Here is a 26,996-nt window from a genome sequence, read left to right on the forward strand (position 1 = left end):
AATTTGATTATCATCAACGAGTGCCCACACAGATTGATAGGTTTATATTGTTAAAGAGCTTTGCTTTCAGTGCCTTAGCACTTAAGCAGGACGCGTATAATACGCTGTCTACTTTGAAAGTCAACATAAAACTCTAAGATTTTCTCTTAAAACTTTATGGTGACTCGTCTACTTAAAGACAAGTCGAATTTAAAGCCTGGCGATGTCCTACTCTCACATGGGGAAGCCCCACACTACCATCGGCGCTATTGCGTTTCACTTCTGAGTTCGGCATGGAGTCAGGTGGGTCCACAACGCTATGGTCGCCAAGCAAATTCTGCTTTTACTTTCAGCTTTTATTAAAAACTGAAGGCAAAAAATCTGGAAAACTGATTTAAAAGTCTAAATACACATTCAATTTGTTCTTGCTTTGAGCCCATCAAAACCCTTTGGGTGTTGTATGGTTAAGCCTCACGGGCAATTAGTACAGGTTAGCTCAACGCCTCACAACGCTTACACACCCTGCCTATCAACGTTCTAGTCTCGAACAACCCTTTAGGACACTTAAAGTGCCAGGGAAGACTCATCTCAGGGCTCGCTTCCCGCTTAGATGCTTTCAGCGGTTATCGATTCCGAACTTAGCTACCGGGCAATGCGTCTGGCGACACAACCCGAACACCAGAGGTTCGTCCACTCCGGTCCTCTCGTACTAGGAGCAGCCCCCTTCAATCTTCCAACGCCCACGGCAGATAGGGACCGAACTGTCTCACGACGTTCTAAACCCAGCTCGCGTACCACTTTAAATGGCGAACAGCCATACCCTTGGGACCGACTTCAGCCCCAGGATGTGATGAGCCGACATCGAGGTGCCAAACACCGCCGTCGATATGAACTCTTGGGCGGTATCAGCCTGTTATCCCCGGAGTACCTTTTATCCGTTGAGCGATGGCCCTTCCATTCAGAACCACCGGATCACTATGACCTGCTTTCGCACCTGCTCGAATTGTCATTCTCGCAGTCAAGCGGGCTTATGCCATTGCACTAACCTCACGATGTCCAACCGTGATTAGCCCACCTTCGTGCTCCTCCGTTACTCTTTGGGAGGAGACCGCCCCAGTCAAACTACCCACCAGGCACTGTCCTCATTCCCGATTAGGGAACCAAGTTAGAACATCAAACATACAAGGGTGGTATTTCAAGATTGCCTCCACGAATACTGGCGTACTCGCTTCAAAGGCTCCCACCTATCCTACACATGTAGGCTCAATGTTCAGTGCCAAGCTGTAGTAAAGGTTCACGGGGTCTTTCCGTCTAGCCGCGGGTACACTGCATCTTCACAGCGATTTCAATTTCACTGAGTCTCGGGTGGAGACAGCGTGGCCATCATTACGCCATTCGTGCAGGTCGGAACTTACCCGACAAGGAATTTCGCTACCTTAGGACCGTTATAGTTACGGCCGCCGTTTACCGGGGCTTCGATCAAGAGCTTCGTCCGAAAACTAACCCCATCAATTAACCTTCCGGCACCGGGCAGGCGTCACACCGTATACGTCATCTTGCGATTTTGCACAGTGCTGTGTTTTTAATAAACAGTTGCAGCCACCTGGTATCTGCGACTCTCGGTAGCTCCATCCGCGAGGGACTTCACCACTAAGAGCGTACCTTCTCCCGAAGTTACGGTACCATTTTGCCTAGTTCCTTCACCCGAGTTCTCTCAAGCGCCTTGGTATTCTCTACCCGACCACCTGTGTCGGTTTGGGGTACGATTCCTTACAATCTGAAGCTTAGAGGCTTTTCCTGGAAGCATGGCATCAATGACTTCACTACCGTAGTAGCTCGACATCGTGTCTCAGCCTTATAAAGGTCCGGATTTACCTAAACCTTAAGCCTACGCACTTGAACCTGGACAACCGTCGCCAGGCCCACCTAGCCTTCTCCGTCCCCCCATCGCAATTGTAAGAAGTACGGGAATATTAACCCGTTTCCCATCGACTACGCCTTTCGGCCTCGCCTTAGGGGTCGACTTACCCTGCCCCGATTAACGTTGGACAGGAACCCTTGGTCTTCCGGCGAGGAGGTTTTTCACCCCCTTTATCGTTACTCATGTCAGCATTCGCACTTCTGATACCTCCAGCAAACCTTACAGTTCACCTTCAACAGCTTACAGAACGCTCCCCTACCCAATGTGTAAACACATTGCCGCAGCTTCGGTGTATAGCTTAGCCCCGTTACATCTTCCGCGCAGGCCGACTCGACTAGTGAGCTATTACGCTTTCTTTAAATGATGGCTGCTTCTAAGCCAACATCCTAGCTGTCTAAGCCTTCCCACATCGTTTCCCACTTAGCTATACTTTGGGACCTTAGCTGGCGGTCTGGGTTGTTTCCCTCTCCACGACGGACGTTAGCACCCGCCGTGTGTCTCCCGGATAGTACTTACTGGTATTCGGAGTTTGCAAAGGGTTGGTAAGTCGGGATGACCCCCTAGCCTTAACAGTGCTCTACCCCCAGTAGTATTCGTCCGAGGCTCTACCTAAATAGATTTCGGGGAGAACCAGCTATCTCCAGGTTTGATTGGCCTTTCACCCCTAGCCACAAGTCATCCGCTAATTTTTCAACATTAGTCGGTTCGGTCCTCCAGTTGATGTTACTCAACCTTCAACCTGCCCATGGCTAGATCACCTGGTTTCGGGTCTATATCCAGAGACTGAACGCCCAGTTAAGACTCGGTTTCCCTACGGCTCCCCTAAACGGTTAACCTTGCCACTGAATATAAGTCGCTGACCCATTATACAAAAGGTACGCAGTCACACCACGAAGGTGCTCCTACTGCTTGTACGTACACGGTTTCAGGTTCTATTTCACTCCCCTCACAGGGGTTCTTTTCGCCTTTCCCTCACGGTACTGGTTCACTATCGGTCAGTCAGTAGTATTTAGCCTTGGAGGATGGTCCCCCCATATTCAGACAGGATATCACGTGTCCCGCCCTACTCGATTTCACTGATGATGAGATGTCGGTTACGGGGCTATCACCCTGTATCGCGGCACTTTCCAGAGCCTTCACCTGTCTCATTAAAAGCTTAAGGGCTAATCCAATTTCGCTCGCCGCTACTTTCGGAATCTCGGTTGATTTCTCTTCCTCGGGGTACTTAGATGTTTCAGTTCCCCCGGTTCGCCTCACTAACCTATGTATTCAGTTAGTGATAACTGCTTATGCAGTTGGGTTTCCCCATTCAGGGATCTCAGACTCACAGGTTTTTACTACCTAATCTGAGCTTATCGCAAGTTAATACGCCTTTCATCGCCTCTGACTGCCAAGGCATCCACCGTGTACGCTTAGTCACTTAACCATACAACCCCAAAGGGTCTTTCTATTTGTCTTCACTTTTGAAAAGTGAAAGCAAACGGTCAAACAACCAAAGTTGTCTGCATTTTTATACATGTGCAGACTCGATTTTGCCGGACTCAAATATGAATTACTTTCGTAATTCCCAAGAACACTTGAATGTGTGTTGGTACCTACATCTTTCGATATAGGATTTGAGAACTTTTAATAGATAACAATCAATCAAATTGTTATCTGTCAGCTTTCCAAATTGTTAAAGAGCTAATCACTTCTAATGAAGTAACCATTTTTAAGAATTCTCAAAGAGAAAATGCTTAAAGATGGTATCCCGTAGGGGAGTCGAACCCCTGTTACCGCCGTGAAAGGGCGGTGTCCTAGGCCTCTAGACGAACGGGACACTAAGCAGTAAGTGTTGGGCACTTACTATTTTCTGCTTTCGCTTTTCAGCAAAAACAAAATCTCTTTATCTTTACAAACCTAATCAATCTGTGTGAACACTCATCGCAATAATCTTTCGTATAAGGAGGTGATCCAGCCCCAGGTTCCCCTAGGGCTACCTTGTTACGACTTCACCCCAGTCATGAACCACAAAGTGGTGAGCGTCCTCCCGAAGGTTAAACTACCCACTTCTTTTGCAGCCCACTCCCATGGTGTGACGGGCGGTGTGTACAAGGCCCGGGAACGTATTCACCGTAGCATTCTGATCTACGATTACTAGCGATTCCGACTTCATGGAGTCGAGTTGCAGACTCCAATCCGGACTACGACGCACTTTTTGGGATTCGCTCACTTTCGCAAGTTGGCTGCCCTCTGTATGCGCCATTGTAGCACGTGTGTAGCCCTACTCGTAAGGGCCATGATGACTTGACGTCGTCCCCACCTTCCTCCGGTTTATCACCGGCAGTCTCCCTGGAGTTCCCGACATTACTCGCTGGCAAACAAGGATAAGGGTTGCGCTCGTTGCGGGACTTAACCCAACATTTCACAACACGAGCTGACGACAGCCATGCAGCACCTGTCTCAGAGCTCCCGAAGGCACACCTGCGTCTCCGCTGGCTTCTCTGGATGTCAAGAGTAGGTAAGGTTCTTCGCGTTGCATCGAATTAAACCACATGCTCCACCGCTTGTGCGGGCCCCCGTCAATTCATTTGAGTTTTAATCTTGCGACCGTACTCCCCAGGCGGTCTACTTAACGCGTTAGCTCCGAAAGCCACGGCTCAAGGCCACAACCTCCAAGTAGACATCGTTTACGGCGTGGACTACCAGGGTATCTAATCCTGTTTGCTCCCCACGCTTTCGCATCTGAGTGTCAGTATCTGTCCAGGGGGCCGCCTTCGCCACCGGTATTCCTTCAGATCTCTACGCATTTCACCGCTACACCTGAAATTCTACCCCCCTCTACAGTACTCTAGTCCGCCAGTTTCAAATGCAGTTCCGAGGTTGAGCCCCGGGCTTTCACATCTGACTTAACGAACCACCTGCATGCGCTTTACGCCCAGTAATTCCGATTAACGCTCGCACCCTCCGTATTACCGCGGCTGCTGGCACGGAGTTAGCCGGTGCTTCTTCTGCAGCTAACGTCAAACGAGCACGCTATTAACGTACCCGCCTTCCTCACTGCTGAAAGTGCTTTACAACCCGAAGGCCTTCTTCACACACGCGGCATGGCTGCATCAGGCTTGCGCCCATTGTGCAATATTCCCCACTGCTGCCTCCCGTAGGAGTCTGGACCGTGTCTCAGTTCCAGTGTGGCTGATCATCCTCTCAGACCAGCTAGGGATCGTCGCCTTGGTGAGCCATTACCTCACCAACTAGCTAATCCCACCTGGGCATATCCTGACGCGAGAGGCCCGAAGGTCCCCCTCTTTGGCCCGAAGGCATTATGCGGTATTAGCCATCGTTTCCAATGGTTATCCCCCACATCAGGGCAATTTCCCAGGCATTACTCACCCGTCCGCCGCTCGACGCCGTTAACGTCACCCGAAGGGTCAGTTAACTCGTTTCCGCTCGACTTGCATGTGTTAGGCCTGCCGCCAGCGTTCAATCTGAGCCATGATCAAACTCTTCAATTTAAGATTTTGTCGGCTCAATGAATACTGAACATTACATAAAGTAATGTTTGAATTGACTGTGCTGAGTCTTTCGACTCAATGGTCACTTCGTTTCATTGAAACCTAATTTGATACAGAAGTATCTAATTTGATTATCATCAACGAGTGCCCACACAGATTGATAGGTTTATATTGTTAAAGAACATTCTCTTCAGAACTCTGCGTTTCGCTTTCCGTTTGAAGAGGCGGCTATTCTAGCGAGATGATTCTCAGTGTCAAACACTTTTTTCTAATTATTTTTGATTTTTTCAAATCTAACTAGAAGACCATCTTATTAACTGAACGCCTTACTGACTCTTGCCTTGAACCCTTGTGGGCTCTGCCGTGTCAGTGAGGACGCATTATAGAGATCCGGATCACATTGGCAAGCGTTTTTTAGGAAAAAATACAAAAATAACGACTAAGCGTTTCTTTTTCATTCAAAGCTTTATTTATCCCACTTTATCCTTATTTTAATTACAAGTTATCCACAGAGTTATTAAAAAAGGAGGGTTTCCCCTCCTTTTTTAATAACCGATTTACTCTAGATTCCTGAACCATCTTGTTCGACGTCATCTTCATGTAAACCACATTCTCGCTTTAAGCCGTTAAAGCGAGTTTCTTCTATCTTCATTCCTGGCTTCCACTTTTCCGTCGAATGAGTATCACCAATAGAAAGATACCCTTGGTCTTTCAACGGATGGTAACTCAAGCCATGTTCCGATAAATAAGTGTCAATCTGGTCGTCACTCCAATCTATAATGGGAAGAAACTTGAATCTGCCATTTTGAATCGCCAGTACGGGCAAGTTAGCCCGACTCTCCGACTGCTCTCTTCTCAATCCTGAGAACCAAGTCTGAACACCCAAATCCTCTAAAGCTCTCCTCATCGGATCCACTTTGTTCATTTGGTTATAACGTTTGATTCCATCAATACCTTGTTCCCACAGCTTTCCGTACCTTGCCTCTTGCCATTGCGGCGACAACTCTGCTTTATATATGTGTAGGTTTAAGTTTAACTTCTCCTTAAGCGCATCAATAAATTGATAGGTTTCAGGAAATAAGTACCCCGTATCTGTTAACACTATCGGGGTTTCCGAACGAACCTGACTAACCAAATGAAGCATAACCGCAGCTTGCATACCAAAACTCGAGCTTAAGATATGCTGTCCCGGTAGATTTTCAAACGCCCATCGAACTCTTTGCTCTGCATTGAGCTGTTCCAACTCTGCATTAAGCTCCGCCAGTTTTAGGATCTGTTCGGTTTTGGTGAGCGAAAGCAAATCTTTCAATGTTGAGTGTTCTTGGAGTCTAAGCATAGAAGTCCCTTTTCGATACTTTCACTTCTTGAATGATGCCCACTCGAATGACAAAGTCTCCAAAGGCTTCACCTGTTTCTCGTTGTTCGGCCCACTGACCAACTAACGAATCGATATCCTCTAGGATTTGCGCTTCGGTGATGTTCTCTTTATACATTTTAGGAACACGAGTACCTGCTTTGTTACCACCTAAATGCAAGTTGTAACGACCCGGCGCTTTACCCACCAGTCCAATTTCAGCCAACATTGCTCGTCCACAACCATTGGGACAACCTGTAACTCGCAAGATAATGCTCTCTTCTTTATTGATCTGATGTTTATCCAAGATAGATTCCACATCAGTAACAAAGCTAGGTAGAAAACGTTCGGCCTCTGCCATCGCAAGAGGACATGTAGGGAAAGCAACACACGCCATCGAGTTTTTACGCTGCTCTGATACTGTGTCATCCATCAAGCCGTGTTCACGAGCTATCTTTTCTATCTTGGCTTTGTTGGACTTAGATACTTTAGCCACAATAAGGTTTTGGTTGGCCGTCATTCGAAAATCGCCTTTATGAATTTCAGCGATCTTTGCGACACCGCTCTTTAAAGGTTTGTCCGGAGAATCTAGTAGACGTCCATTTTCAATAAAGAGCGTTAGATGGTGCTTACCATCAATACCTTCAACCCAACCAATCCTATCGCCACGCTCTGTGAACTCATATGGTTTACTTTGCTCAAACTTGATGCCAGCGCGCTTTTCTACTTCTGCTTTAAAGACATCAATACCTACACGATCCAACGTATATTTGGTTTTGGCATTTTTACGGTTAGAGCGGTTACCCCAATCTCTTTGTGTCGTCACTACTGCAGCAGCCACTTCAAGCGTTTTATCAAGCGGTACAAAACCGAAATCATCTGCTCTTCTTGGATAAGTACTGGTGTCACCATGTGTCATCGCTAATCCGCCACCCACCAGCACATTAAAGCCGACAAGCTTGCCCTCTTCTGCGATAGCAATAAAGTTCAAGTCATTAGCGTGAACATCTACATCATTTTGCGGTGGTATCACTACGGTGGTTTTAAACTTACGAGGTAAATAGTTCTTGCCTAGAATAGGTTCATCTTCTTGCGTTGTTTCTACTTTTTCACCGTTCAACCAGATCTCAGCATAGGCTTTGGTCTTGGGTAGTAAGTGTTCACTGATTTTAGTCGCCCACTCATATGCTTCTTGATGTAACTCAGACTCAACAGGGTTAGTCGTACACAAGACATTTCGGTTCACATCTCCAGCAGTGGCAATTGAATCAATACCGATGGAGTTCAGTGTTTGGTGCATCAACTTTATATTTGGCTTCAGTACACCATGGAATTGGAACGTTTGACGAGTAGTCAGACGGATGCTGCCATAAAGAGAATGCTCTGTTGCAAACTGATCAATGGCAAGCCACTGTTTCGGCGTTATTACTCCACCAGGCATTCTTGCTCGTAGCATGACATTATGTAGAGGTTCGAGCTTTTGCTTAGCTCGCTCATTCCGAATATCACGGTCATCTTGCTGATACATACCGTGGAATCGTATCAACTGGAAGTTGTCCGCTGTAAAGCCGCCCGTTATTTGATCTTGTAGATCTGTTTCGATCGTACCGCGAAGCAGATTACTTTCTCGTTTCAAGCGTTCGTTATCAGATAGTGGTCCTAACTCTTGACCTAATACTTCTTGAATAGTCACTGATTGCTTGCTCATTAGTACACATCCTTTTGATAACGTTTTGCTTTTCTTAATTCGCTGACAAATTCCTCAGCTTGTTCCGGTGATTTTCCACCATACACCTTAGTAATCTCTAACAGTGCATTGTGTACATCCTTAGCCATATGGTTCGCATCACCACACACATAGATATGTGCCCCCTCTTCAAGCCATTGCCACACTTGTTCACCTTGCTCTAGTAGGCGGTGTTGTACATAGACTTTCTCATGTTGATCTCGGCTAAATGCCACATCTAAACGGCTTAAGACACCCGACTTAAGGTATTTTTGCCATTCAACTTGATAAAGGAAATCTTGTGTGAAGGTACGGTCACCAAAAAACAGCCAGTTTTTACCACTATCACCTTGATTATCACGCTGTTGAATAAAGCTTCTGAATGGCGCAATACCAGTGCCTGGGCCGATCATAATAACTGGGGTATTTCCATTTTCTGGCAACTTAAAGTTGTTGTTGTGTTCTACAAATACTTTTACTTCAGCGCCTTCTTCTAGATCACGAGACAGGAAGTACGACGCACCACCGTAGCGACTCTCCTCACCAGTAGAATACTCCACCAGCCCAACTGTTAGATGTACTTCTTCATCCACTTCTTCTTGACTAGAAGCAATAGAGTAAAGGCGAGGAGTTAGACGGCGTAGCAATGACAGTAACTGTGATGCTTCAAGTTTGGTTTTCTTCTCTTTAAATACGTCTAATACCTGAGTACGTCCCGCGTACTCTCGCAGCTTATCTTTGTCTTCGGCTAACTTAAGCAGCTTTTTGCTGTTGGAGAGTTCAGCGTACTGGCTAACTAATTGAGGGTTCGCAGCGGTAATTTCATAGTGGCGAATCAGCGCAGAACGAAGGGATAGACTTTCACCGTCAACATCGACACTTTCGATGCCAGACAAACCAGCTTGAGCTAGAAGCGCGTCAACCAACTGGCTATTGTTTTCAAACCATACACCAAGAGCATCGCCTGGCTGGTAGGTGAGGCCTGAGCCTTCTAGATCTATTTCGATATGACGAACATCCTTGCCAGAATCACGTCCGGTGATTTTTTGACTAGTCAGTAACGTCGCAGTGTATGGGTTCTTTTTGGTATAGGTTACCGCAGCGGTATTATTAGCAACCGGCAGTGTTACAACCTCTGCAGCTTGAGATGCGAGGTCAGCTTTTATTTTTTCCAGAGCATTTGCACGCCACTCTTCAGCTGGCGCATCATAGTCGACATCACAGTCAATTCGGTCGATGAATGAGGTTGCCCCCAGCTTAGCTAAAAAAGAATCAAAGTCTTTACCTGTTTGGCAGAAGAACTCGTAACTTGAATCACCTAAACCAATCACACCATATTTTAAGTTTGGAAGTTTAGGGGCTTTTTTGGACTGCAGAAATTCATGCAGCTCAATAGCGTTGTCAGGCGCTTCACCTTCTCCATTAGTCGAAGCGACGATAATAACGTGCGTTTCTTTTGCTAGGTTTTTACCTTTGTAGTCACTCGCATCAAACAGCTCTGCATCGATACCTAAAGTACTTGCTTCTTCTTTCAACTCTTCCGCAACACCTTTCGCGTTACCAGTTTGTGAAGCAAAGATAATTGACAGTTTTCCAGCAGGTACAGAAGCCGTGGCTGTATTTACTGCACTGGCTACAGGGGTGAGTTGGGTAGGAGCTTGTGCTTGACTCAATCCCCAAAAGTATCCGCTCACCCAAGCAAGTTGGTTAGAAGATAAATTACTCGAAGCTTGTTGAAGTTGTGAGATCTGTTGGTCATTTAATGGTGCAGCTACATTAGGTAGCTCTTGTGGTTGTGTATTGCCATTTGATGACTGTTTTACATTTGAAGACATTGTCACGACATCCCTAATCATTGCGTGACGATAGATTAACCAACCACCTTAATAACAAGAAAGAATAGATATGAATGTTTTATAACTTTTTGGAAGAAGAGAGAGGATTACTTAGCTTCAATTCGAACCTCAGTAAAGCCAACGGCCAAGGCAGACTTAGACGCTTTATCAAGATCGTTATACTGACATTCAGCACCATGAATATCAGTTAACATAAGAAATCCGCCCTGCCTGTGGCGAAACTCAACAATCCAACCTTCATCAGAAGAAGACGGTTCTATGATCGCCTCAGCTAACAAGTTCTGATGGTATAGGTGCTTTAACTCAGTCATTGTCATGGTTCCCTCCAGAAATCTCGGCGTAGTTACTGTACCTAGTGCCATACACTAACTATAGCAATTACGCCTTAATCCGTAGGGATATTTGTTGCTATTTTGTTAACTTGATGGTGCTACTACTTTCTTATACAACCAAATCGCAATAAGGAAAGCGATAATATACGGGAGTAAATTGAAGACGATGCCGACCATTCCCAACATAAACATCACACCAAACGAAACAACCACAGCCAGCGTTACTGTCATCACTGTTACGCCTGTCATTACCAGTGTAGCCAAAAATACCAATACGAAAATCAGTTCAAACATAACACCTCCTACGTGCTTGTGACTTCATTAACGACTTAACTTTGGTATTGCAGGAACTGTTCCAACTATTATAAACATTAAAAATCATACACTTATAAAAGACAAAAACTCCTATTGGCACTGAGCACAATAGGAGTTGGTATTATTGACCAATAAGTTGGTATCTTACACGTCAAGTTCTGCAGGTATTTTCGCTAATGCAGTTTCGAGTACCTCAATGCCGGCACCCTTCTTATGAGCATTTTCACTAATGTAACGACGCCACTGCCTCGCACCAGGCATCGCCTGAAATAGACCAATCATATGACGAGAGATATGACCAAGATACGAACCGTTCGCTAACTGTCGTTCAATGTATGGATACATCTCTTCCACAACCTGCTTGCGCTTTTTCACTGGAGTATCAAGCCCAAAAATTAGTTGGTCAACTTGCGCAAGAATATAAGGGTTTTGATACGCTTCACGACCTATCATGACACCATCTAAATGCTTCAGGTGTTCGACAGACTCTTCAAGGGTCTTCACTCCACCATTCACTGCGATCTGTAAATGAGGGAAATCTTTCTTAATTTGATAAGCACGTGGGTAATCCAGTGGTGGAATCTCTCGGTTTTCTTTTGGACTCAAGCCGCTTAACCAAGCTTTACGCGCGTGAATAGTAAATTGTTCACATCCCGCCTTTTCTGAGACAAGAGAGACGAATCGAGTCAGGAACTCATAAGAATCCTGATCGTCAATGCCAATACGTGTTTTCACCGTTACTGGAACATCAACAACTTCTTTCATCGCCGCGACACACTCTGCCACCAGCTCTGGCTCCGCCATTAAACAAGCACCAAAACGACCGTTTTGAACACGATCCGAAGGACAGCCCACATTGAGGTTGATTTCATCATACCCACGTTCCGCGGCAAGCTTTGCGCACGTCGCTAAGTCCGCTGGATTAGACCCACCTAACTGTAACGCTACCGGATGTTCTTCTTCGTTATACGCAAGAAAATCACCTTTACCGTGGATAATCGCACCTGTCGTTACCATTTCGGTATACAACAGCGTTTGCGATGACAATAGACGATGGAAGTAACGGCAATGTCTATCTGTCCAATCGAGCATGGGCGCAACGGATAAGCGGTTCGCAGTGTATTTACTAGTTTCTTCAGGTTTCATAACGTGTTACTCGAAATCTTGATACTGTATATATATACAGGAACTTGCTAGAATTGCCCCCAATTGCACCTATCAGTACGCACATAGTACGCATGAAAGGAGTAGGACAAATGGCATCATTCAGCATTAAAAAACGCACACTAAAAAGCGGTGAAAATCGCTTCACTGTGGACGTGGTGGTCAAAAAGAATTCGGCGATTATACACAGAGAATCGAAAACATTCAGAAAAAAAGAATTCGCTCGCACATACGGCACGAAAAGGGTTCGTGAACTTGAGAATCCGGACTCAGAACAACAAAAATCCGTACCATTATACGTACTACTCGATAAGTTTATGGAAGAGCCTGATTTGTGGGATAAAACTGGCCGAACTAAGCAGTACGTAATCAAGATGCTTCGCGACTGTGATATTGCAAATGTAGAGAGTGATAAGTTGAGAACTAGCGATCTTATTACTCATTGCAAGAACCGAAAAGCAGCAGGTGCTGGCGGTGCGACTATTTATCACGATATAGCCTATCTTCGCTCTGCTATGAAAAAGGCTAAGCCCGTCTTTAATATTGCAGCTCATTTTCAGGTGTTTGAAGAAGCAGTGCCTGTGTTATCTGACATGGGGTTAATTTGTAAGAGTCAGAAGCGAACTCGTCGACCAACTGGGAAAGAGCTTGAGGCTTTAAAACAAGGATTGATTGAGCGCCAAAACGCCAGAGCTAATGGACAGGCTCGCATCCCGTTTGTCGATATCCTTGAGTTTAGTATTTTGACTTGCATGCGTATTGGTGAAGTGTGCAATCTGCGTTGGGAAGACTTGAATGAAGAGCATCGAACAATTTTGGTTAGAGATAGAAAAGATCCAAGAAAGAAGCAGGGAAATCATATGATAGTTCCTCTTCTATCAAACTCCTTTGAGATTGTAATCAAACAACCAAGAACTCAAAACCTTATCTTTCCATACAATTCGAGAAGTGTTACGGCAGGATTTCAGCGAGTTAGAAATAAGCTAGGAATTAGAGACCTGAGATATCACGATCTAAGAAGAGAAGGTGCCAGTAGGCTATTTGAGAAAGGGTACTCTATTGAGGAAGTCGCTCAAGTTACAGGTCACCGAAACCTAAACATTTTATGGCAAGTCTACACACAACTTTTCCCTCAAAATCTTCATCATAAAGACAAGCTACATTCGCAAAATGAATAGACATGATTTATATCAAACTAAGCTATAAGCAATTGAGGGAATATAAAGTTAACTGTATGATACATAACCAACACATTTTATGTGGAAAAGCTATAAGGAGTGATAGATGCGATTTAGTGAGTACTTTCAGTTAAGCAAGACTCAACCATATTTGGATTTTGTCGATATTCCTCTCGATACCGATGTTCCCGTATTTCTTGATCCTAGCTCTATTAGAGCGCTTGAGTCTACGTGGGGAAATGAGCTCTCATCACTACTTCAAACTTTTTTCCAATCTGTTTTAGATAACATCCGAAAAGGTGACCACGTTAAAGCAAAAGCACTGCTTGCATCGCTCAATGAGAGGAATGAGTTTCACCTTGGCTATTCGCATGGAAAATCACGAGGGCATGGCTTCGGTAAAGAATCAGCTAACTTGGTTTGGAATGCGCTAACGCAAAGCAAAGCCGCCAAAACAGGATTAATAAAAGACCTAGAAGATACTGCTTTAATGATCAATGGGATCGGTACTGACATGATATCAGATGCGGTCTGCAACATATTGAGAGGTCCACTGATCAAATACACTCAAGATGTCTGCAATTACTATGGCATCTCACTACAACATGACGTTCCATCGGGTCCAATATGGAACCCTGCAACTGAAATGTGGGAAGAAAGCTATGTCTCTCTACCCATGACTCCCGAAGGTAAAGTCATCTTGGTACCGAAAATTTTAGTTAGACACCGTTTAGGCTACGATGCAGGAGAGTACTACCGTCATTATATTTTGCCACAAATGCAATGGGAGCATATCCAAGCTAATTCTTCATTAGTACAAACTTTGAAGTCTGGTGAGAAAAAAGTAACTAAAAAGTCACTAATTGAAAAGTATGGTTCAGGAAAACTTGCTCTTGTAGAGCAGACTCTCCCTAGAAGACATGTCTTAGATGATTACCGAAGTGAAAAACAAAGACGACCTCCAGAGCCTCTATCTCATCGACACCTACTAGAACTAGAGGATATACCGTCTCCTGACTTTACAAAGTTAATATCCAAACTAGAGCAAGTCCCTACAGGCAGAGACGCCGCTTCAGAATATGAAAACGTTATTGAAGATATACTTTCCGTATTATTTTATCCATCTCTTTGCCACCCAACTAAACAAGACAAGATTCATGCTGGAAGAAAGAGAATTGACATTACATACACCAATGAAGCTCGTTCAGGGTTCTTTGCTTGGATAGCACAACATCATCCATGTGCTCACGTATTCGTAGAATGTAAAAATTATGGTAAAGAAGTAGGAAACCCAGAGGTAGATCAGATAGCCGGTCGATTTTCGCCATCTAGAGGAAAAGTAGGGATTCTAATTTGCCGGAAAATAGAAAACAAGGAGCTCTTGATGAAGCGCTGTCGAGATACGGCAGACGATCAAAGAGGCTTTATTTTACCTTTGGACGACGACGACTTAAAAGCTCTAATAAAGGAGCTAGTCCACTCAGATGAAGGCTTTCAAAACTTCAGTTTATTAAGAAAACTATGGGGACAGCTTGTCAAATAATAGCTATCCATTAGTGGTAAATCCTAGTAATAGCATAAAGTATGGAAGATTAAGGAGAAATATATGTCTTGGACATGTGATTCATGTGGAAGAGAAATTGAGTCTGTTGAAGATGGTTGGGTTGAATGGCGAAGCTATCTAAGCAAAGAGAGACAAGATGATGGTTTCCGTCTAGTTCATCATCGACGAATCGATAAGCAGTGTGCATATGATGAAGATAAGCTCTTTGCCGAAGGGGCAATTCTAGCGGATGGAGCCTTAGAGTGGTACCTAAGTACGAATGGTTTGATGATGCTATTGTCCTATATTCATGATGATTCGATAAAAAAAGATGAAGTTGTCGAGATGATTAAGAGACTACACATCGAAGGGTATGAACAGGCCAGACTCCACTTTAATGAAGCTATTCAAGAAGGAATCTTCGAACCAAATACTCCTCCTAACTTCTATTGGAAAGAGGATATTGACGCAACTTTGAGATACTTGGAGAAGAGAGTAAATGAATAATATCCCCCTCCAAGAGCTGGCTGACATAGTAAAAATTAAAGAGCTTCCATCCTACAAGACGGATGATATTAACAAATACCTAGACCATGGTTGGGTCATTTTAGGAAGGAACCAGAGCCAAACAGGCCCTAACGATATTAATTTATCATTTGTTCTAGGATGGTCTTCAATTAATGGTACTGACCATACTCCTCCCAAAAGTCAAACTGAATTAGACATAGATGCGTGGGCTCATAAGTCAGAACAATAGACTATTTTTATTACTAGCCCCCTCTTATGGCGGCTTATTCTTCGCACCAAACACATAATTAAGGGAACCCTCCCGCAGGATGCGGGTCCCTCCCTTATTTATGTATCTGGCGCTGTCGAGATACAAAATTTCTGTTAGTTGGCAGTGCTCTGCTCCTAAAACAAGGCTCATTAGCGCTGAGGGAGATTCCTACTACCAATTTACTCCGCACGGTCTCGGCCAGTTGAAAGCATCAAGACCTTAGACAAAAGAGATTGGCCTTATCGCTGCGCGAGAAAAGAAGTAACTTCTAGCGATATTCATAAAAAACTGTTTTTTATAATCACTGAAGGGTGTCAAAATTACACTTCGTGTAAAAACGTTATTTCTTTCAGTTGTCTCTAACAGCTTAGAATCGTGTGCTTTATTTCATATGAGTTTGGAGAAATCATGGCACTCACTCTTTCCCTCCTTGTTACGGTTGCTTTTGTGACTATTTTTCTAATACACAACAAACGTAACCAACAGGAAGAACAACAACACAAAACCGAGGCTCTATCGAGCAAACCTTCATTTGACTGTGAACGTATCGAAAATCTACTAACTAACGCAGAGCTGTCTTTTTATCACGCACTTAATCAAGCAGTGAGTGGGCACTACATAATAATGTCTAAAGTGAGGGTTGCTGATGCGCTTAAACCAGCTAGAGGGCTAAACAACTCTACTAGAATGAAGTGCTTTAACTTTCTCGCTAAGAAGCACTTCGACTTCGTATTGTGTCAACCAAACACTATGCAGATCGTAAAGGCCGTGGAGTTGAACGATAGAAGCCATCAAAGAGCCGATAGAAAAGCAAGAGACGAAAACCTAAAAGCAGCTTGTAATTCTGCGGGGTTACCTTTGTACTTCGTGGACTGTGCGCCATCCTATTCCATCATGGATATAAAAAGTCAGATTCTTTAGAAACCATACGCCCTCAGAACTAACAACTGAGGGCTCTCAAAATCATTGTCAAATACCTAATGCACTATCTACCGGATTGAAGCCTTCTAACGTTTTCTCCCCTTGAGACCTACAGGTAACCAATTGCTCAAAACCTTGAAACTGAATTCGAACGAAGCAATCGTTTATTGGCACTACTTGATAACCAAGTTCTCTAAGCTGACTGGTTGTCACGCTCATTTGATAGTCGCCCAGTACCAGTTGGAAGTAGTATTCGCGTAAAGACATTGATGGATCAATTTGTTTGTTCACATATACCAATGATTCAGCAAAGCCACTTATAGAAAAACTGAAGTCTCCTAAAGGGTGTTCATACAATTTTGGTTCTTCTTTCTCTATATACTCAGGCTGCTCACCAGTATCTATAGTTTGAACGACTTCAACAGGCGCAGCTGGTACACCCAGTAAATTATCTTTACTGAGTAAGTTAATTAACCCAATAATCGACAGGACAGTGAACGTGTATAACGCGTAGGCCATCTTGGAGCGCCAGATTGGACGCACATCTTTAGCTTGAGCCTCGGAAACAGCGGAGTTGGACGCAGTATGACTTTGATAGAGTTTGAAATATTGCTTCTCGTAGGTTCGCTGCTCCGTATTTACTACATCACCACGTAAGCCCATTTTCACCTTCTTGGTGTAAGTCTTATTCGAACCTAATGCAGTGTTTTTGATACATCGATATACAATCTCAATCATGTCGCGAATATCACGATGAAGCTTCCTATCAGATTGAGTTAGCAAAGTAATATCGATACCAAAATGCCGGTGCATCGAGTAGAACTCTAGAAGGTCTTTTTTGGCTTGATTACCAAGAATCATATGAGCTTCATCGATGATATACAGCGGCGCTTGTCCCCTAGCATTTCTCCATTCATCTTTGTAATCATCAGGACTAGAAAACGGTCTTTTGTCGTTACCATAGTCGTGTAAATCAAAAGATTTGACCTCTAGCAACTCGTTTACCGCCTCACCAAACACGGCAACAAGTGCCTCAATATTCAACGGTAAGTTAGTGATGACCTTGCGACCATCTTTAATGTTAGGCAGCACATGATAGACAACTGCTTCATAGCTTTTACCTCCACCCGGCCGCCCCATAATTAGATTAATCATGCTATGAACCTAACCTCACAAATGGAATAAGTTGAAGAAGGAAGCGCACCGATATGGCCGAAATGATCATTGTCATTGCTTGGGGAAAACCCACCAGCGACATAATATCGATAGCCTCAGTGGGTAGCATTTTGATATACGGTTTTAAATCGATTGGAGATAGCAACGAACCTAGACCATTAATCAACGAAACAACAAAAGTAAGGAGAACATCAACAGCCCCTAACCCTAAGTTCGTGAGCAAAACAACCAAGGAATTGACTAAGCGAGCGAGAAGCTCGATGAACGTATTAAAAAGAGATACAACCCAATCAAACATGACTTATCCTCCAAAGATAATTTTGCGACAGGCCATTACCGTGCCGAACAAAAGACACGCCCGCATGAAAGACCAAATGTAACTTGGTAAACTCACATCATGTTTCCCTAGCCCTTCACCTAAAAAGTCAACTTCTGATAAATCAATAATCCAAACTGGAGGCGTAACGTTTCCATTGCCATTAACTCGAAAATCATCAAGAAACTGAAGTAGCTTTGACGCTGAAATCTGAGTCTTAAAGTCATCGAGAAGCCCTTTCAAACCATCTTCATATTTGAGTTCTACAAAAGAAGGACACTTCAAGCCAACTAGACAACTCACTTCTCCAGCTTTATCTAAATCTGGGGCTTTAGCATTTGCCTTTAGTTGCTCTTTAATTGCTTTTAGTTCGTTAGCATTACTTGATTCAAGCGATTGAATTGCGTTAACAACAGGGGAAAGGTCAACATTATTATCAGGATTTGGATTAGTGCCTCCACTACTCCCATTAGCATTCTTATTCAAGACCGTTGAGTCATTTTGGGCAACAGTCTCAGCCAAGTAACGAGCGTCAGCCGCCTTGTCTTCTGGGACGGTTTTCCCTTGAGAATGATCAAGAGCAGATTGCCATAAAGGGTCACCAATTGGCGGAAGGGGGCGACCATCACTAAAGGTCGGTTCTGCTGTCGCCTCTGGTTGCCAATCCAAGTTAGCAAGCGAACCATCAGCATTCTGAAACAGAGCTTGTTTTTGCGTATTAGAAAGACTGGAGAACCTTGATGCCAGAGTGCCCGCAAATGCATCATCCGGAATAGTTTTATCAGCCTGACTAGGAACATAATCAGGAGCGCAGCTTTCTACCGTTGAAGTGGCGCTATCACATTTAAGATGAACCCAAGACCCAACATAACGCCAACCACTGTGTGTAGTAGCAACAAGAGTATTATCTTGAGCAACCTCGACTGTATCTATTGTTCCATAGTTCTGAGCATTTTCAGTAAACGTATTTTTAAGAGCCGTATGGATAGAAACACCATAACCAGTGTAACGCATCTGACTGAGTTGAACGGAGTATAGGCTTCCCTGTTTCGGCGCCCCACTAGAGTCTGAAGACCATTCCCAATTACCAGCCGACACCGCAAAACCAAGCGCGGCTAATACAGTTTTAACTGGCTCTTGAGTAGACATACTCTTAAGGAAACCTCCAAATGAAGACATTGACACGTTTGACGGTGTAACAAAGTACGGGCGAGATACAGGAGAGACAGCTTTCACAGCAGTTTCGACTTTTAACATTTGGGAGCCAAATTGAACCGCCCGCTCTCTGGCTAGCAAAGCCTCAGCAACTTGAAGCCTCGCTGATGCAACTGCATAGAACGAACTCAAAATGAGTCCGAGAATTAATAGTTTTCGCTTCATAAAATCCACCTATAAAAAAGGCGGCATCAGCCGCCCTTTAAGCCATGAATTGTGGCTAGAGCAATCATGCCACCTAGCAGAAACCAGATGGCAGTGACTAACTCGTGAAGCAAGAAGATCATGCTTTGTTAACTGCTTGCTTAGACTTACCGAACACTTTGAAGGCAATGGCAATACCAATACCAACAGGTGCTACAGCTAAGATTACCGTGGTAATGGCAGCGAGGCCGGAAAGCGCACCAACCACAGCATCTTTGATTTGATCAACTGGGCTAGTCGAAGCTTCTGCAAATGCCATTGGCGCGGCCAAAGAAACGGAAGCTAGTAGGACGGCTGTTTTAGCCTTAGACATTAGTTTTTTCATAAAATGTACCTTTTAAAGTTTGTTGATAAAGCGGACTACATAACCAGCTGGAGCAGCAAGTAAGTAACCCAAGATTACGAGCCCAAAGCCCGAGAATAGAAGCCCTGCAACATCACTCGATGACAACTCCAGAGCTCCTAAATAGGTGTGATATTCACTAGCGGATATCACGACAAGCGCGTCGCAATCAGAGAGTTTTTGACCACTAAGTTTTAAGACGTTTGTGCTTTTCTCAGCTACGACGCAATAAGGCATGTCACTTCACCAAACCTGCTTGAGGAAGACGGAACAAGTTGTTACTAGAACCTGTAACGGTCTGGCCATCAGGGCGAGTGAAACTAAATTCCTTCTGCTCAATCCAAAATTCACAGTCTTTGTCGACCAAGGCTTGAAAGCTCTTACCATTACTTGACTGCTTCCAATGTTCAGGACTTACCTTGATTTTGATTACCTGAGAGGGTTTCTTTACTGAGAGTAAGAACTCACCGCGAGCAATTAGCTCACCACTGTTTCTGTCCATAAATGAGGTTTGCTGAATATCGTCTAAATCTTGAATTCGACCTTTAATAATCATGTGTATGTTCCTTTTGTTTGTGCTTATTGGGTTGTTTTATGGTGTTTATTGGGTAACGACCTTTCCATGTTCCAAACGGATTTTGCAGTACTGGTCTATGGTGATAGTTGCCCCCTTGGATAGAGGTTTGATAAGACATTGAACTCCTTCCATGCTCCATCCGGTCGCGTCCATAAGAGCTTTAGAAAGAGTGGAGTTACAGTTATTTTCAGTGCTCCAAGGTGCGGCACTCCGTGCCTTTTGCACGCGATTCACATCTGTTTTTTTGACGATGGAGTAGCGTTCGCTTGCGGTTTCGATAAGTTGACCTAACCAAGAGAATCCAATGACCTTTTTATTGATTTCGCCATACTGGTTTTCTCGTTGCTCGTACTCCACCCTGGCACCATCGGCCAATTGACAAAACAGCGACCATTTAGCTGAGTCCGCCGCTTGTCTAAGCTCCTCAAGTTTGAGGTCAATTTGAGTTTGTTCTGGTTTGGTTCGACGAAGGTTGCGCCACAACGAAACTGGCTCTCCACCAAATTGTTGGAACTGTCGAATACGATGAGTTGAAGCCCATGCGCGAGCTCGATAAGCACACTCTTCCGCTTCGGTTTCTGGTAAATGGTTACCATTGATATTCTTGGAAACGTACTTAGCGATATAAGCAGTAGCGCCGCCTTTCTTTGGATCTGCTTCCTTGACATCAAAGCGAGGGGAAATGTCGTTCCCGAGCTCTGACCTATCTTCAGATATCGCACACCCTTTTAAGATGTTGATAATGGTTTGCTTGTCTTGAGGTGAACAAAAAAGGAAGTAGTGAGAATGGCTCGTCGCGTCCTTATGAGGTTCAGCAACACGAAAGCCAAAATACTCAATGTCTTCTTTTGCAATCAACGCTCGTGCAACGGCCCACTTCTGCATTAAAGCTTGATGGCCTTCTTTAACAGACGCACCATTCCACTTTCTAGATACTCGATGGTATTTACTTGGCAGCGTCCAAGTTACAAACAGCGCGGTATAGCCCAAGTCTTGAGCGAGTTCTTCAAACCCACGAGAGCGCACCATCATTTCAATGCGTCGATTCTCTGGGTTCGCCGTAGTCCTTTTGATCACATCTTCAAGCGCAAACGCTTCTCCTGTGTCATCATTCATTACGGCCATTGCTTCGACGAACTTCTTGGCTTCGCGTTGTTTTTGTTTCCAGTTGGAAAAGGAAATCGCGCTAATCATAGAAGCTTGATGCTTTCCTTCCCCTACTCGCTCCAATGCAATTTGTGAGTATTCGATGTACTGCTCTCGAAGATGGAGAAGCCGACCTTCAATCCATGATTCAGATTGCATCTTCAAAGCTGCAATTTCTAAATCACGCTCAAGTTCTTCTGGCTTCTTAGCTTCTTTCTTGAAGTTGATTCGAGGAGCATTGACATGGATTTCTTGTAAAGTCATCGCTTGAAGTTCATACACGTGCTTGAGCGCATCTAGGTAGCAACTGAAAACTTCAGGAAGTTGTTTATCTGTAAGCAGTTCAGCGCAATCTATCGCATAATCCTTAGCAAGCTGACGAATTGCATCATCACGCATAAGAATGTCGTGACTCAAAGGTTCTGCTTTGGCTCTTACACGACTATCTACAAACGAGAACTTATCCTCGATAAACCCTGCTCGCTTCAAACCAAACTTGACCGCATCCTCAGCAGCTTTGATTAGGTTTTCCCGAGTAGGGTTCTTACGCTCCATGCGTAGCTCAATCTTTCGCTTCACATCAGCCTTAACCAACTTAGGTAAGCGAGGAAAAAAGCGACGAGTGAAAGAGGAAAGGCGAAGCACCTCTCCCGAATGTGTGAAAGTCGTTATCTGACTCATGACTATGCCTCTACGCTTTCCATGAGTTCGATAGCTTCCACCAGCTGCATCTCAAAGTTAGCCATGAACTCGTCTTGTTCTCTACCGCAAGAACTTCCACGCTCTTTAACTAATGAGTGCAGTAATTTAGCTTCACTTGAGTGAGTGAAATCCAAGTTGATTCCGTGCATAGGGATATTCATAAAACCTTCCCATTGACTGATTGCCAGTCGGATTTAGCTGACTCATGACGCTTATCAATGTAAGTGGCCAAGTCTTCAACTTTGATTAAAGAAGGGCTGCGCTCTGAATCACGCAGTTTGAATGTAGGAACGGGGAAGTCACAGGCCTTCGCGCGCTGTTCCGCCGTCTTTGGAGTTATGCCAAAGAACTCTTGGCTAACTTGCTTGAGTTCCACTGTAGGGCTCTCAAAGCGTGCTAATAGAGCAAAGATTGTGTTCATAAATCACCTATGCAATCATGGTGAGTTAACTAAGAGCAATCAAAATTAACTCAAAAGTGTCTCAATCAATCCGAGAGACATTATTGAGCATCATTTTCTCTATTGCAACACCTTTGAGAAACATGGAGCCACAAATGAGCACTATAGACGAGCAAATTCTTAAGCTAAAGAAGTTAACAAAAACTTCAAAAAACACAGATTTATCAAAAGCTTTAGGCGTTTCACCTTCAACAATTCAAACGTGGAGAGCTAGAGGAAAGATTCCTGAAGATATTTTTATAAAAGCGAACGAGATCTCAAAAACAGGAGCGTTAGCACCAAGAGGGTATTTGGAACTCAAGTTCTTCGATATTGAAGTGAGTGCTGGTAATGGGACTCTCGTCGAGAAAGAAGAAGAATCGTGCGCTATGGTTTTCAGTGAGCGCTTTATCAGGCAGGAACTTGGTTTCAATCCTAACAATATTTTCCTCATGCCAGTTCGTGGAGATAGCATGACTCCAACGCTAAAAAACCAAAGCATAGTAATGGTAAATCGCTTAGATGGTTTCTCAAATGATGGGATTTATGTCTTTAGATATGATGGTCGTTTGATGGTAAAGAGACTTCAATTTTTGCCTAATGGAATCAAAGTAGTAAGCGATAATAATGCTTATGAACCATGGGAGCTTGGAAAAGAAGATATCAAGAGTGCCGACTTTGAAATCATCGGAGAGGTAGTATGGTCTGGACAAAGGATGTAGCCATATGATTGAAATACTCGCGAAGATGCAAAACTATGGATTGCTTACGCCTATTTCTACAGTACTTACAGCTGGGGCTGCGTTGCTCGTTGTCTTTATTAATAATAAATTTGTAAGAACTAACCTAACTAACCAGCTTAAAGCACACGCAAGTGAAAATGAAAAACAAAGAGTAGAAGAAGCTAGGATTAGAGCCAATAAGAATAAGCAAGCGAAAATTGAAGAGCTTTCCGAATACTTTGACCAGTATATGGATGAATTTGAGCAGTGCTGTTCTATCGTAGTCAGAATATCTACTGATTGGGAAACAACCTCAAGCAAAAGCATCAAAGAGATCCGTTCTTTAAGAGATCGCTACAGCCTTAGCCAAAAATACCTCCATAAGTCAGAGATTTTTGCGAACTCCTATACAGATAATATTTCTCTGGTTTTCGACACCATTCGTGGCTATGAGGTGACAATCCAAAAGCATCTAGAGTTTCTTCTGTTATTCGAATATCAATTAGGGGATAGAGACCACAGAACGGAGACAGAGCTAGAGCGGCTAGAAAGACGCCAACTAACGGAACAATGGCTTATTAGTCGAAGGAGCTATGACACTGCTTGTAAGGGTGTTAGACAGGAAGCAGTTAGTATTAGAAAGGCGATAATAAAAGAGTTAAGAAGTACTGTAATTTAACTTCAGTACGGACATGGTACGTATGATTCACATGTACACCAAGCTATAGCTTAAAAGTGAATCCAATCGAGCATGGGCGCAACGGATAAGCGGTTTGATTGGAATTTACTTGTGTTATCTGGCTTGGTCATTGTTTTACCTAATAATTTTACCCATCAAATCCGCTTTGAATATCGTGGAATTTTCCATGCTTCCCTGATAAAGCGGTTATCGTCATCAAGAAAAAGCAGCCAATCATACACAGAGAGCGGAAGAGTTTCAAAAAGAAAGCGAAGTAGCTAATCATCTAGCCAACACAGATATCGCCATGCCTAACGGCCAATAACGGCGCTTTAAAGACCACCAGCTACCTCGAGTTAGCTTGCGGGTTTTATTTCAAACCAACGACTGTTGTCCTTATCATTACAACGAAACGATTTTGTTATTGTGTTTCTATTTGATTGAGTGATTTGGATACAAATATGCAAATCACGATTGTCTCGTATCGGTGTACGTTCACTTTCTCCATGCTGATTCAGCACTCTAAAATGCTGCGTCTTACGATATTTGTCTAAGTTGTTTAGTGATATTTGAGTCTCGCAGTACACTGATATCGAATGTTTACTGAGTCTTTTGGCAACAGAGATACTCTCCGTTTTTTGCAAACACAGCTTAGATGATGTTTTATACGGGCTAAATTGAGACTGCATCCGAGTTTTGCGCTTACCAATGATTCGAAAACTTCCAGGTCGAATCAATTTATATCTTCGGTAGAAATTAAATTTGTTAAGCTGCTTGGTGATCTTTACTTTGAGAACTTCTTTGACAACATCACGCCCACCATAAAGCAAGCAGATCAATATAAGTAGACTCAAAGTCAAATGTCCATCCTGTTTCATCGAATGAACATTGAACATTAACACGACTGACATGGCGAGCATGCTGCTTAAAGCAATGGTTATCAGGTGGTTTACGGATGCACGGCGCTGAGTGCACAAGTGCTCATGCCGATAAGCTGGCCAACTAGAGGCAAACTCTTCGATTTCATCATGGTAGCCCGTTCCACGATATGCTTTCTTTCTCTGTTCGTATGGACGCCAGCCTGCAATATGGTTGCGTTCAAACAAAAGTCGAGAAAGACAGTTCAACACAGATTGCGATGACGACTCTGCGTGATTGTCTCTCAACCTTTCATAGAGTTTTAACAGCTCTTGGCATGCGATGACTAATAAACGTTGATGTGATGAGCGCGCCGATGGGCAACGCTCAAACAGAAGAGCAAACTTATAATTTACCCTCTCCACCTGCCAACACAAAGATGGCACGCCAGGGTATCCAGACTCACAACAAACCGAAAGACACTGTGCACGTATCGCAGTATGGAACGACGTTAGCCATTCCACTAGTCTACTTTCAGTTGCAGGACACCAGTGACCCATTTCCAGAGCGATGAACTCCAGTCGAGCTTCTTCAGTTAATAGACTATCGGTGTTGTGATAGAGGAATATCGAACGGTACAGATCATCCGTTGCTTCCTCACTGAACTCTGCAACTGAATAACGTTGGCCATCCATATAGATCTTGATATCTATGGTTCCAACCTCACCAACCCGTAGCATCTGGGACACCACTATAGCGTTGCTCGCTCTCCATTCTATATTCATGATGACAACTCCTACTCTGAGGTTAAGACAAACCTAGTAATCGAGTAGTACAGAAGAAATAGATTAGCAGCCCACCAATATCAACGATGGTGGTTATCGCTGGACTAGCGACAACGGCGGGATCAAGGTTGAGTCGTTTAGTCAACATAGGCAGCATAGCGCCAATAACGGTAGAAGAGACTATTTGGAAGAAGAGTGCTAAGCCAATTGCACAGCCCAACATGGTTAGTGTCAGATTCGCCGGCAACTCTACGCCATAAGACAGTAAGGTCACTTTCCCTAAGGAAATAACAGCCAGTGCACCACCAATAACAATGGCAATGCGTGTTTCCTTCCACAACACTGACAGCCAGTCACGCAGCTTGACGCTTCCTAACGCCAGAGAGCGCACCATCACAGTCGCAGACTGCGTACCAGCATTACCACCAGAGTCCGCTATCATAGGCATGTACAAGGCCAAAACCGTAAACGCTTCAATTGCATCTTCATAACTATGGATCACCATACCGGATAACAAACCCAATATGGCTAAGCCTATTACCCAGACAATACGCTTACTCACATGATCCATAACAGACAGGCTCATATAGTCGCCGACATGGCCATCTTGCTGAATGCCCATCAATCGTTCCATGTCTTCAGTTTGCTCTTCAGTAACGATATCTATCGCCGATTTGGCCGATAGCAAACCAACGGGTAGCCCCTGACTATTTAAGATTGGTACAACGTCAAAACGACTTTGTTTGAGTAGCGCCACCGCATGTTCTTGTGATGCGCTAAAATGACAGCTGATGGCATGCTGGACAATCTCAGACAGTTTTAAATTAGGTTGAGATTTAAACAAAATATCCAGCTTAATCAAGCCAACGAACCGTCCCAGATCGTCGACGATAGTAAGACAGGCAAACTCAACATACAGACTGTTCAATGCTTTTTTCGCCTGCTCTACGGACATATCATGATAGAGCACTGTCATTGCTGCGGAATTAACAGTATGGATAACGGGATGCCTTGCTTGAAGAAACCGCTCTATATCTTGCTGATAGTCGAACCCCTCTAGAGAATAAAGACGTTGAAGCGACTCTGCCGATAACTGCTGAGTAAAACAAAGCGTTTGCTGAATGTATTCAGCGTTAAAATGTTGGTTAAGCTTTTGTATCTCACGCATTTCAATCCAATGATTAAAAAGAGTGAAATCTACTTGAGTCGCGCCGGACTCGAAGCTAACGGTTTGGTGATGGTTGTATTCGTTTACGGTGTTAATAATGGTCAT

At 43.9% G+C, this 26,996-nt stretch carries 24 protein-coding genes, 1 tRNA gene and 3 rRNA genes; 7 read left to right on the forward strand and 21 right to left on the reverse strand.

What is annotated here, in order from left to right; genetic code table 11:
• Positions 1-194: 194 nt before the first annotated feature.
• The 10 genes from rrf to dusA form a co-directional block, all read right to left on the reverse strand.
• Positions 195-310, reverse strand: a 5S ribosomal RNA gene (gene rrf, locus JKJ11_RS15080).
• A gap of 129 nt (positions 311-439) precedes the next feature.
• A 23S ribosomal RNA gene (locus tag JKJ11_RS15085) occupies positions 440-3,326 on the reverse strand.
• A 317-nt stretch (positions 3,327-3,643) separates the two neighbouring features.
• Positions 3,644-3,719, reverse strand: a tRNA-Glu gene (locus JKJ11_RS15090).
• A gap of 122 nt (positions 3,720-3,841) precedes the next feature.
• Positions 3,842-5,394: ribosomal RNA gene (locus JKJ11_RS15095) — 16S ribosomal RNA — on the reverse strand.
• The 16S, 23S and 5S rRNA genes sit together here with 1 tRNA gene alongside, the layout of an rRNA operon.
• 562 nt (positions 5,395-5,956) lie before the next feature.
• Positions 5,957-6,730 (reverse strand): phosphoadenylyl-sulfate reductase, encoded by a 774-nt coding sequence (locus JKJ11_RS15100; protein ID WP_124940299.1) that lies wholly within the window; start codon positions 6,728-6,730, stop codon positions 5,957-5,959.
• On the reverse strand, positions 6,723-8,456 hold the full coding sequence (cysI, locus tag JKJ11_RS15105; protein WP_252038406.1) for an assimilatory sulfite reductase (NADPH) hemoprotein subunit: 1,734 nt from the start codon (positions 8,454-8,456) through the stop codon (positions 6,723-6,725). Before cysI ends, JKJ11_RS15100 begins: the two co-directional genes overlap by 8 nt.
• Positions 8,456-10,330, reverse strand: a complete 1,875-nt coding sequence (locus tag JKJ11_RS15110) for an assimilatory sulfite reductase (NADPH) flavoprotein subunit (RefSeq protein ID WP_252038408.1) — start codon at positions 10,328-10,330, stop codon at positions 8,456-8,458. The genes cysI and JKJ11_RS15110 overlap by 1 nt, the downstream gene beginning before the upstream one ends.
• A gap of 86 nt (positions 10,331-10,416) precedes the next feature.
• On the reverse strand, positions 10,417-10,647 hold the full coding sequence (locus JKJ11_RS15115; protein WP_252038410.1) for a thymidylate kinase: 231 nt from the start codon (positions 10,645-10,647) through the stop codon (positions 10,417-10,419).
• Positions 10,648-10,746: 99 nt separating this feature from the next.
• Entirely contained in the window at positions 10,747-10,956 is a 210-nt protein-coding gene (locus tag JKJ11_RS15120) for an envelope stress response protein PspG (protein ID WP_006073098.1), read from the reverse strand.
• Positions 10,957-11,121: 165 nt separating this feature from the next.
• Positions 11,122-12,123, reverse strand: coding sequence for a tRNA dihydrouridine(20/20a) synthase DusA (dusA, locus tag JKJ11_RS15125; protein WP_252038411.1), 1,002 nt, complete (start codon positions 12,121-12,123; stop codon positions 11,122-11,124).
• Positions 12,124-12,233: 110 nt separating this feature from the next.
• On the opposite strand from dusA, the gene JKJ11_RS15130 reads away from it, so the two are divergent.
• The 5 genes from JKJ11_RS15130 to JKJ11_RS15150 all read left to right on the forward strand — a co-directional run bounded on the left by JKJ11_RS15130 (position 12,234) and on the right by JKJ11_RS15150 (position 16,561).
• Entirely contained in the window at positions 12,234-13,319 is a 1,086-nt protein-coding gene (locus JKJ11_RS15130; protein WP_252038413.1) for a site-specific integrase, read from the forward strand.
• Between the two features lie 106 nt (positions 13,320-13,425).
• Entirely contained in the window at positions 13,426-14,862 is a 1,437-nt protein-coding gene (locus tag JKJ11_RS15135) for a DUF8370 family protein (protein ID WP_252038415.1), read from the forward strand.
• A 63-nt stretch (positions 14,863-14,925) separates the two neighbouring features.
• Positions 14,926-15,369 carry a hypothetical protein gene (locus JKJ11_RS15140; protein ID WP_252038416.1) on the forward strand — a complete coding sequence of 148 codons (444 nt, stop codon included), beginning with the start codon at positions 14,926-14,928 and terminating at the stop codon, positions 15,367-15,369.
• Positions 15,362-15,619 (forward strand): hypothetical protein, encoded by a 258-nt coding sequence (locus JKJ11_RS15145; RefSeq protein ID WP_252038417.1) that lies wholly within the window; start codon positions 15,362-15,364, stop codon positions 15,617-15,619. The genes JKJ11_RS15140 and JKJ11_RS15145 overlap by 8 nt, the downstream gene beginning before the upstream one ends.
• 429 nt (positions 15,620-16,048) lie before the next feature.
• Positions 16,049-16,561: a DUF2726 domain-containing protein gene (locus tag JKJ11_RS15150; protein WP_252038418.1), complete on the forward strand. Its 513-nt coding sequence runs from the start codon at positions 16,049-16,051 to the stop codon at positions 16,559-16,561.
• A 48-nt stretch (positions 16,562-16,609) separates the two neighbouring features.
• Here the strand turns inward: JKJ11_RS15150 and JKJ11_RS15155 are convergent, their stop codons facing one another.
• From JKJ11_RS15155 to JKJ11_RS15195, 9 genes are all read right to left on the reverse strand, one after another.
• Positions 16,610-17,716 carry a zonular occludens toxin domain-containing protein gene (locus JKJ11_RS15155; RefSeq protein WP_252038419.1) on the reverse strand — a complete coding sequence of 369 codons (1,107 nt, stop codon included), beginning with the start codon at positions 17,714-17,716 and terminating at the stop codon, positions 16,610-16,612.
• 1 nt (position 17,717) lies between these two features.
• Positions 17,718-18,035, reverse strand: coding sequence for a DUF2523 family protein (locus tag JKJ11_RS15160; RefSeq protein WP_062463527.1), 318 nt, complete (start codon positions 18,033-18,035; stop codon positions 17,718-17,720).
• Between the two features lie 3 nt (positions 18,036-18,038).
• Positions 18,039-19,433, reverse strand: coding sequence for a hypothetical protein (locus JKJ11_RS15165; RefSeq protein ID WP_252038420.1), 1,395 nt, complete (start codon positions 19,431-19,433; stop codon positions 18,039-18,041).
• Positions 19,434-19,551: 118 nt separating this feature from the next.
• Positions 19,552-19,797 (reverse strand): hypothetical protein, encoded by a 246-nt coding sequence (locus JKJ11_RS15170; RefSeq protein ID WP_062463521.1) that lies wholly within the window; start codon positions 19,795-19,797, stop codon positions 19,552-19,554.
• 12 nt (positions 19,798-19,809) lie between these two features.
• Positions 19,810-20,052 carry a hypothetical protein gene (locus JKJ11_RS15175; protein WP_062463518.1) on the reverse strand — a complete coding sequence of 81 codons (243 nt, stop codon included), beginning with the start codon at positions 20,050-20,052 and terminating at the stop codon, positions 19,810-19,812.
• Position 20,053: 1 nt separating this feature from the next.
• Positions 20,054-20,371: a hypothetical protein gene (locus JKJ11_RS15180; RefSeq protein WP_062463516.1), complete on the reverse strand. Its 318-nt coding sequence runs from the start codon at positions 20,369-20,371 to the stop codon at positions 20,054-20,056.
• A 45-nt stretch (positions 20,372-20,416) separates the two neighbouring features.
• Positions 20,417-22,219: a replication endonuclease gene (locus tag JKJ11_RS15185; protein ID WP_252038421.1), complete on the reverse strand. Its 1,803-nt coding sequence runs from the start codon at positions 22,217-22,219 to the stop codon at positions 20,417-20,419.
• 2 nt (positions 22,220-22,221) lie between these two features.
• Positions 22,222-22,401, reverse strand: coding sequence for a hypothetical protein (locus tag JKJ11_RS15190; RefSeq protein WP_252038422.1), 180 nt, complete (start codon positions 22,399-22,401; stop codon positions 22,222-22,224).
• Entirely contained in the window at positions 22,398-22,661 is a 264-nt protein-coding gene (locus JKJ11_RS15195; RefSeq protein WP_252038423.1) for a pyocin activator PrtN family protein, read from the reverse strand. The genes JKJ11_RS15190 and JKJ11_RS15195 overlap by 4 nt, the downstream gene beginning before the upstream one ends.
• Before the next feature lie 134 nt (positions 22,662-22,795).
• On the opposite strand from JKJ11_RS15195, the gene JKJ11_RS15200 reads away from it, so the two are divergent.
• Positions 22,796-23,401 (forward strand): helix-turn-helix domain-containing protein, encoded by a 606-nt coding sequence (locus tag JKJ11_RS15200; protein WP_252038424.1) that lies wholly within the window; start codon positions 22,796-22,798, stop codon positions 23,399-23,401.
• A 4-nt stretch (positions 23,402-23,405) separates the two neighbouring features.
• The gene (locus tag JKJ11_RS15205) at positions 23,406-24,080 is read left to right on the forward strand and encodes a hypothetical protein (protein ID WP_252038425.1); all 675 of its coding nucleotides are present in this window, start codon (positions 23,406-23,408) and stop codon (positions 24,078-24,080) included.
• Positions 24,081-24,436: 356 nt separating this feature from the next.
• Here the strand turns inward: JKJ11_RS15205 and JKJ11_RS15210 are convergent, their stop codons facing one another.
• Positions 24,437-25,723 carry a hypothetical protein gene (locus tag JKJ11_RS15210; protein ID WP_252038427.1) on the reverse strand — a complete coding sequence of 429 codons (1,287 nt, stop codon included), beginning with the start codon at positions 25,721-25,723 and terminating at the stop codon, positions 24,437-24,439.
• 22 nt (positions 25,724-25,745) lie between these two features.
• Positions 25,746-26,996, reverse strand: a complete 1,251-nt coding sequence (locus tag JKJ11_RS15215) for a magnesium transporter (RefSeq protein WP_252038429.1) — start codon at positions 26,994-26,996, stop codon at positions 25,746-25,748.

This window comes from Vibrio sp. SCSIO 43133 (genome assembly GCF_023716845.1).
Taxonomy (GTDB): Bacteria; Pseudomonadota; Gammaproteobacteria; order Enterobacterales; family Vibrionaceae; genus Vibrio; species Vibrio mediterranei.

Coding starts and splice junctions, on each gene's coding strand:
- JKJ11_RS15100 (WP_124940299.1), bottom strand. CDS start 6,730: ATGCTTAGACTCCAAGAACACTCAACATTGAAAGATTTGCTTTCGCTC.
- cysI (WP_252038406.1), bottom strand. CDS start 8,456: ATGAGCAAGCAATCAGTGACTATTCAAGAAGTATTAGGTCAAGAGTTA.
- JKJ11_RS15110 (WP_252038408.1), bottom strand. CDS start 10,330: ATGATTAGGGATGTCGTGACAATGTCTTCAAATGTAAAACAGTCATCA.
- JKJ11_RS15115 (WP_252038410.1), bottom strand. CDS start 10,647: ATGACAATGACTGAGTTAAAGCACCTATACCATCAGAACTTGTTAGCT.
- JKJ11_RS15120 (WP_006073098.1), bottom strand. CDS start 10,956: ATGTTTGAACTGATTTTCGTATTGGTATTTTTGGCTACACTGGTAATG.
- dusA (WP_252038411.1), bottom strand. CDS start 12,123: ATGAAACCTGAAGAAACTAGTAAATACACTGCGAACCGCTTATCCGTT.
- JKJ11_RS15130 (WP_252038413.1), top strand. CDS start 12,234: ATGGCATCATTCAGCATTAAAAAACGCACACTAAAAAGCGGTGAAAAT.
- JKJ11_RS15135 (WP_252038415.1), top strand. CDS start 13,426: ATGCGATTTAGTGAGTACTTTCAGTTAAGCAAGACTCAACCATATTTG.
- JKJ11_RS15140 (WP_252038416.1), top strand. CDS start 14,926: ATGTCTTGGACATGTGATTCATGTGGAAGAGAAATTGAGTCTGTTGAA.
- JKJ11_RS15145 (WP_252038417.1), top strand. CDS start 15,362: ATGAATAATATCCCCCTCCAAGAGCTGGCTGACATAGTAAAAATTAAA.
- JKJ11_RS15150 (WP_252038418.1), top strand. CDS start 16,049: ATGGCACTCACTCTTTCCCTCCTTGTTACGGTTGCTTTTGTGACTATT.
- JKJ11_RS15155 (WP_252038419.1), bottom strand. CDS start 17,716: ATGATTAATCTAATTATGGGGCGGCCGGGTGGAGGTAAAAGCTATGAA.
- JKJ11_RS15160 (WP_062463527.1), bottom strand. CDS start 18,035: ATGTTTGATTGGGTTGTATCTCTTTTTAATACGTTCATCGAGCTTCTC.
- JKJ11_RS15165 (WP_252038420.1), bottom strand. CDS start 19,433: ATGAAGCGAAAACTATTAATTCTCGGACTCATTTTGAGTTCGTTCTAT.
- JKJ11_RS15170 (WP_062463521.1), bottom strand. CDS start 19,797: ATGAAAAAACTAATGTCTAAGGCTAAAACAGCCGTCCTACTAGCTTCC.
- JKJ11_RS15175 (WP_062463518.1), bottom strand. CDS start 20,052: ATGCCTTATTGCGTCGTAGCTGAGAAAAGCACAAACGTCTTAAAACTT.
- JKJ11_RS15180 (WP_062463516.1), bottom strand. CDS start 20,371: ATGATTATTAAAGGTCGAATTCAAGATTTAGACGATATTCAGCAAACC.
- JKJ11_RS15185 (WP_252038421.1), bottom strand. CDS start 22,219: ATGAGTCAGATAACGACTTTCACACATTCGGGAGAGGTGCTTCGCCTT.
- JKJ11_RS15190 (WP_252038422.1), bottom strand. CDS start 22,401: ATGAATATCCCTATGCACGGAATCAACTTGGATTTCACTCACTCAAGT.
- JKJ11_RS15195 (WP_252038423.1), bottom strand. CDS start 22,661: ATGAACACAATCTTTGCTCTATTAGCACGCTTTGAGAGCCCTACAGTG.
- JKJ11_RS15200 (WP_252038424.1), top strand. CDS start 22,796: ATGAGCACTATAGACGAGCAAATTCTTAAGCTAAAGAAGTTAACAAAA.
- JKJ11_RS15205 (WP_252038425.1), top strand. CDS start 23,406: ATGATTGAAATACTCGCGAAGATGCAAAACTATGGATTGCTTACGCCT.
- JKJ11_RS15210 (WP_252038427.1), bottom strand. CDS start 25,723: ATGAATATAGAATGGAGAGCGAGCAACGCTATAGTGGTGTCCCAGATG.
- JKJ11_RS15215 (WP_252038429.1), bottom strand. CDS start 26,996: ATGACCATTATTAACACCGTAAACGAATACAACCATCACCAAACCGTT.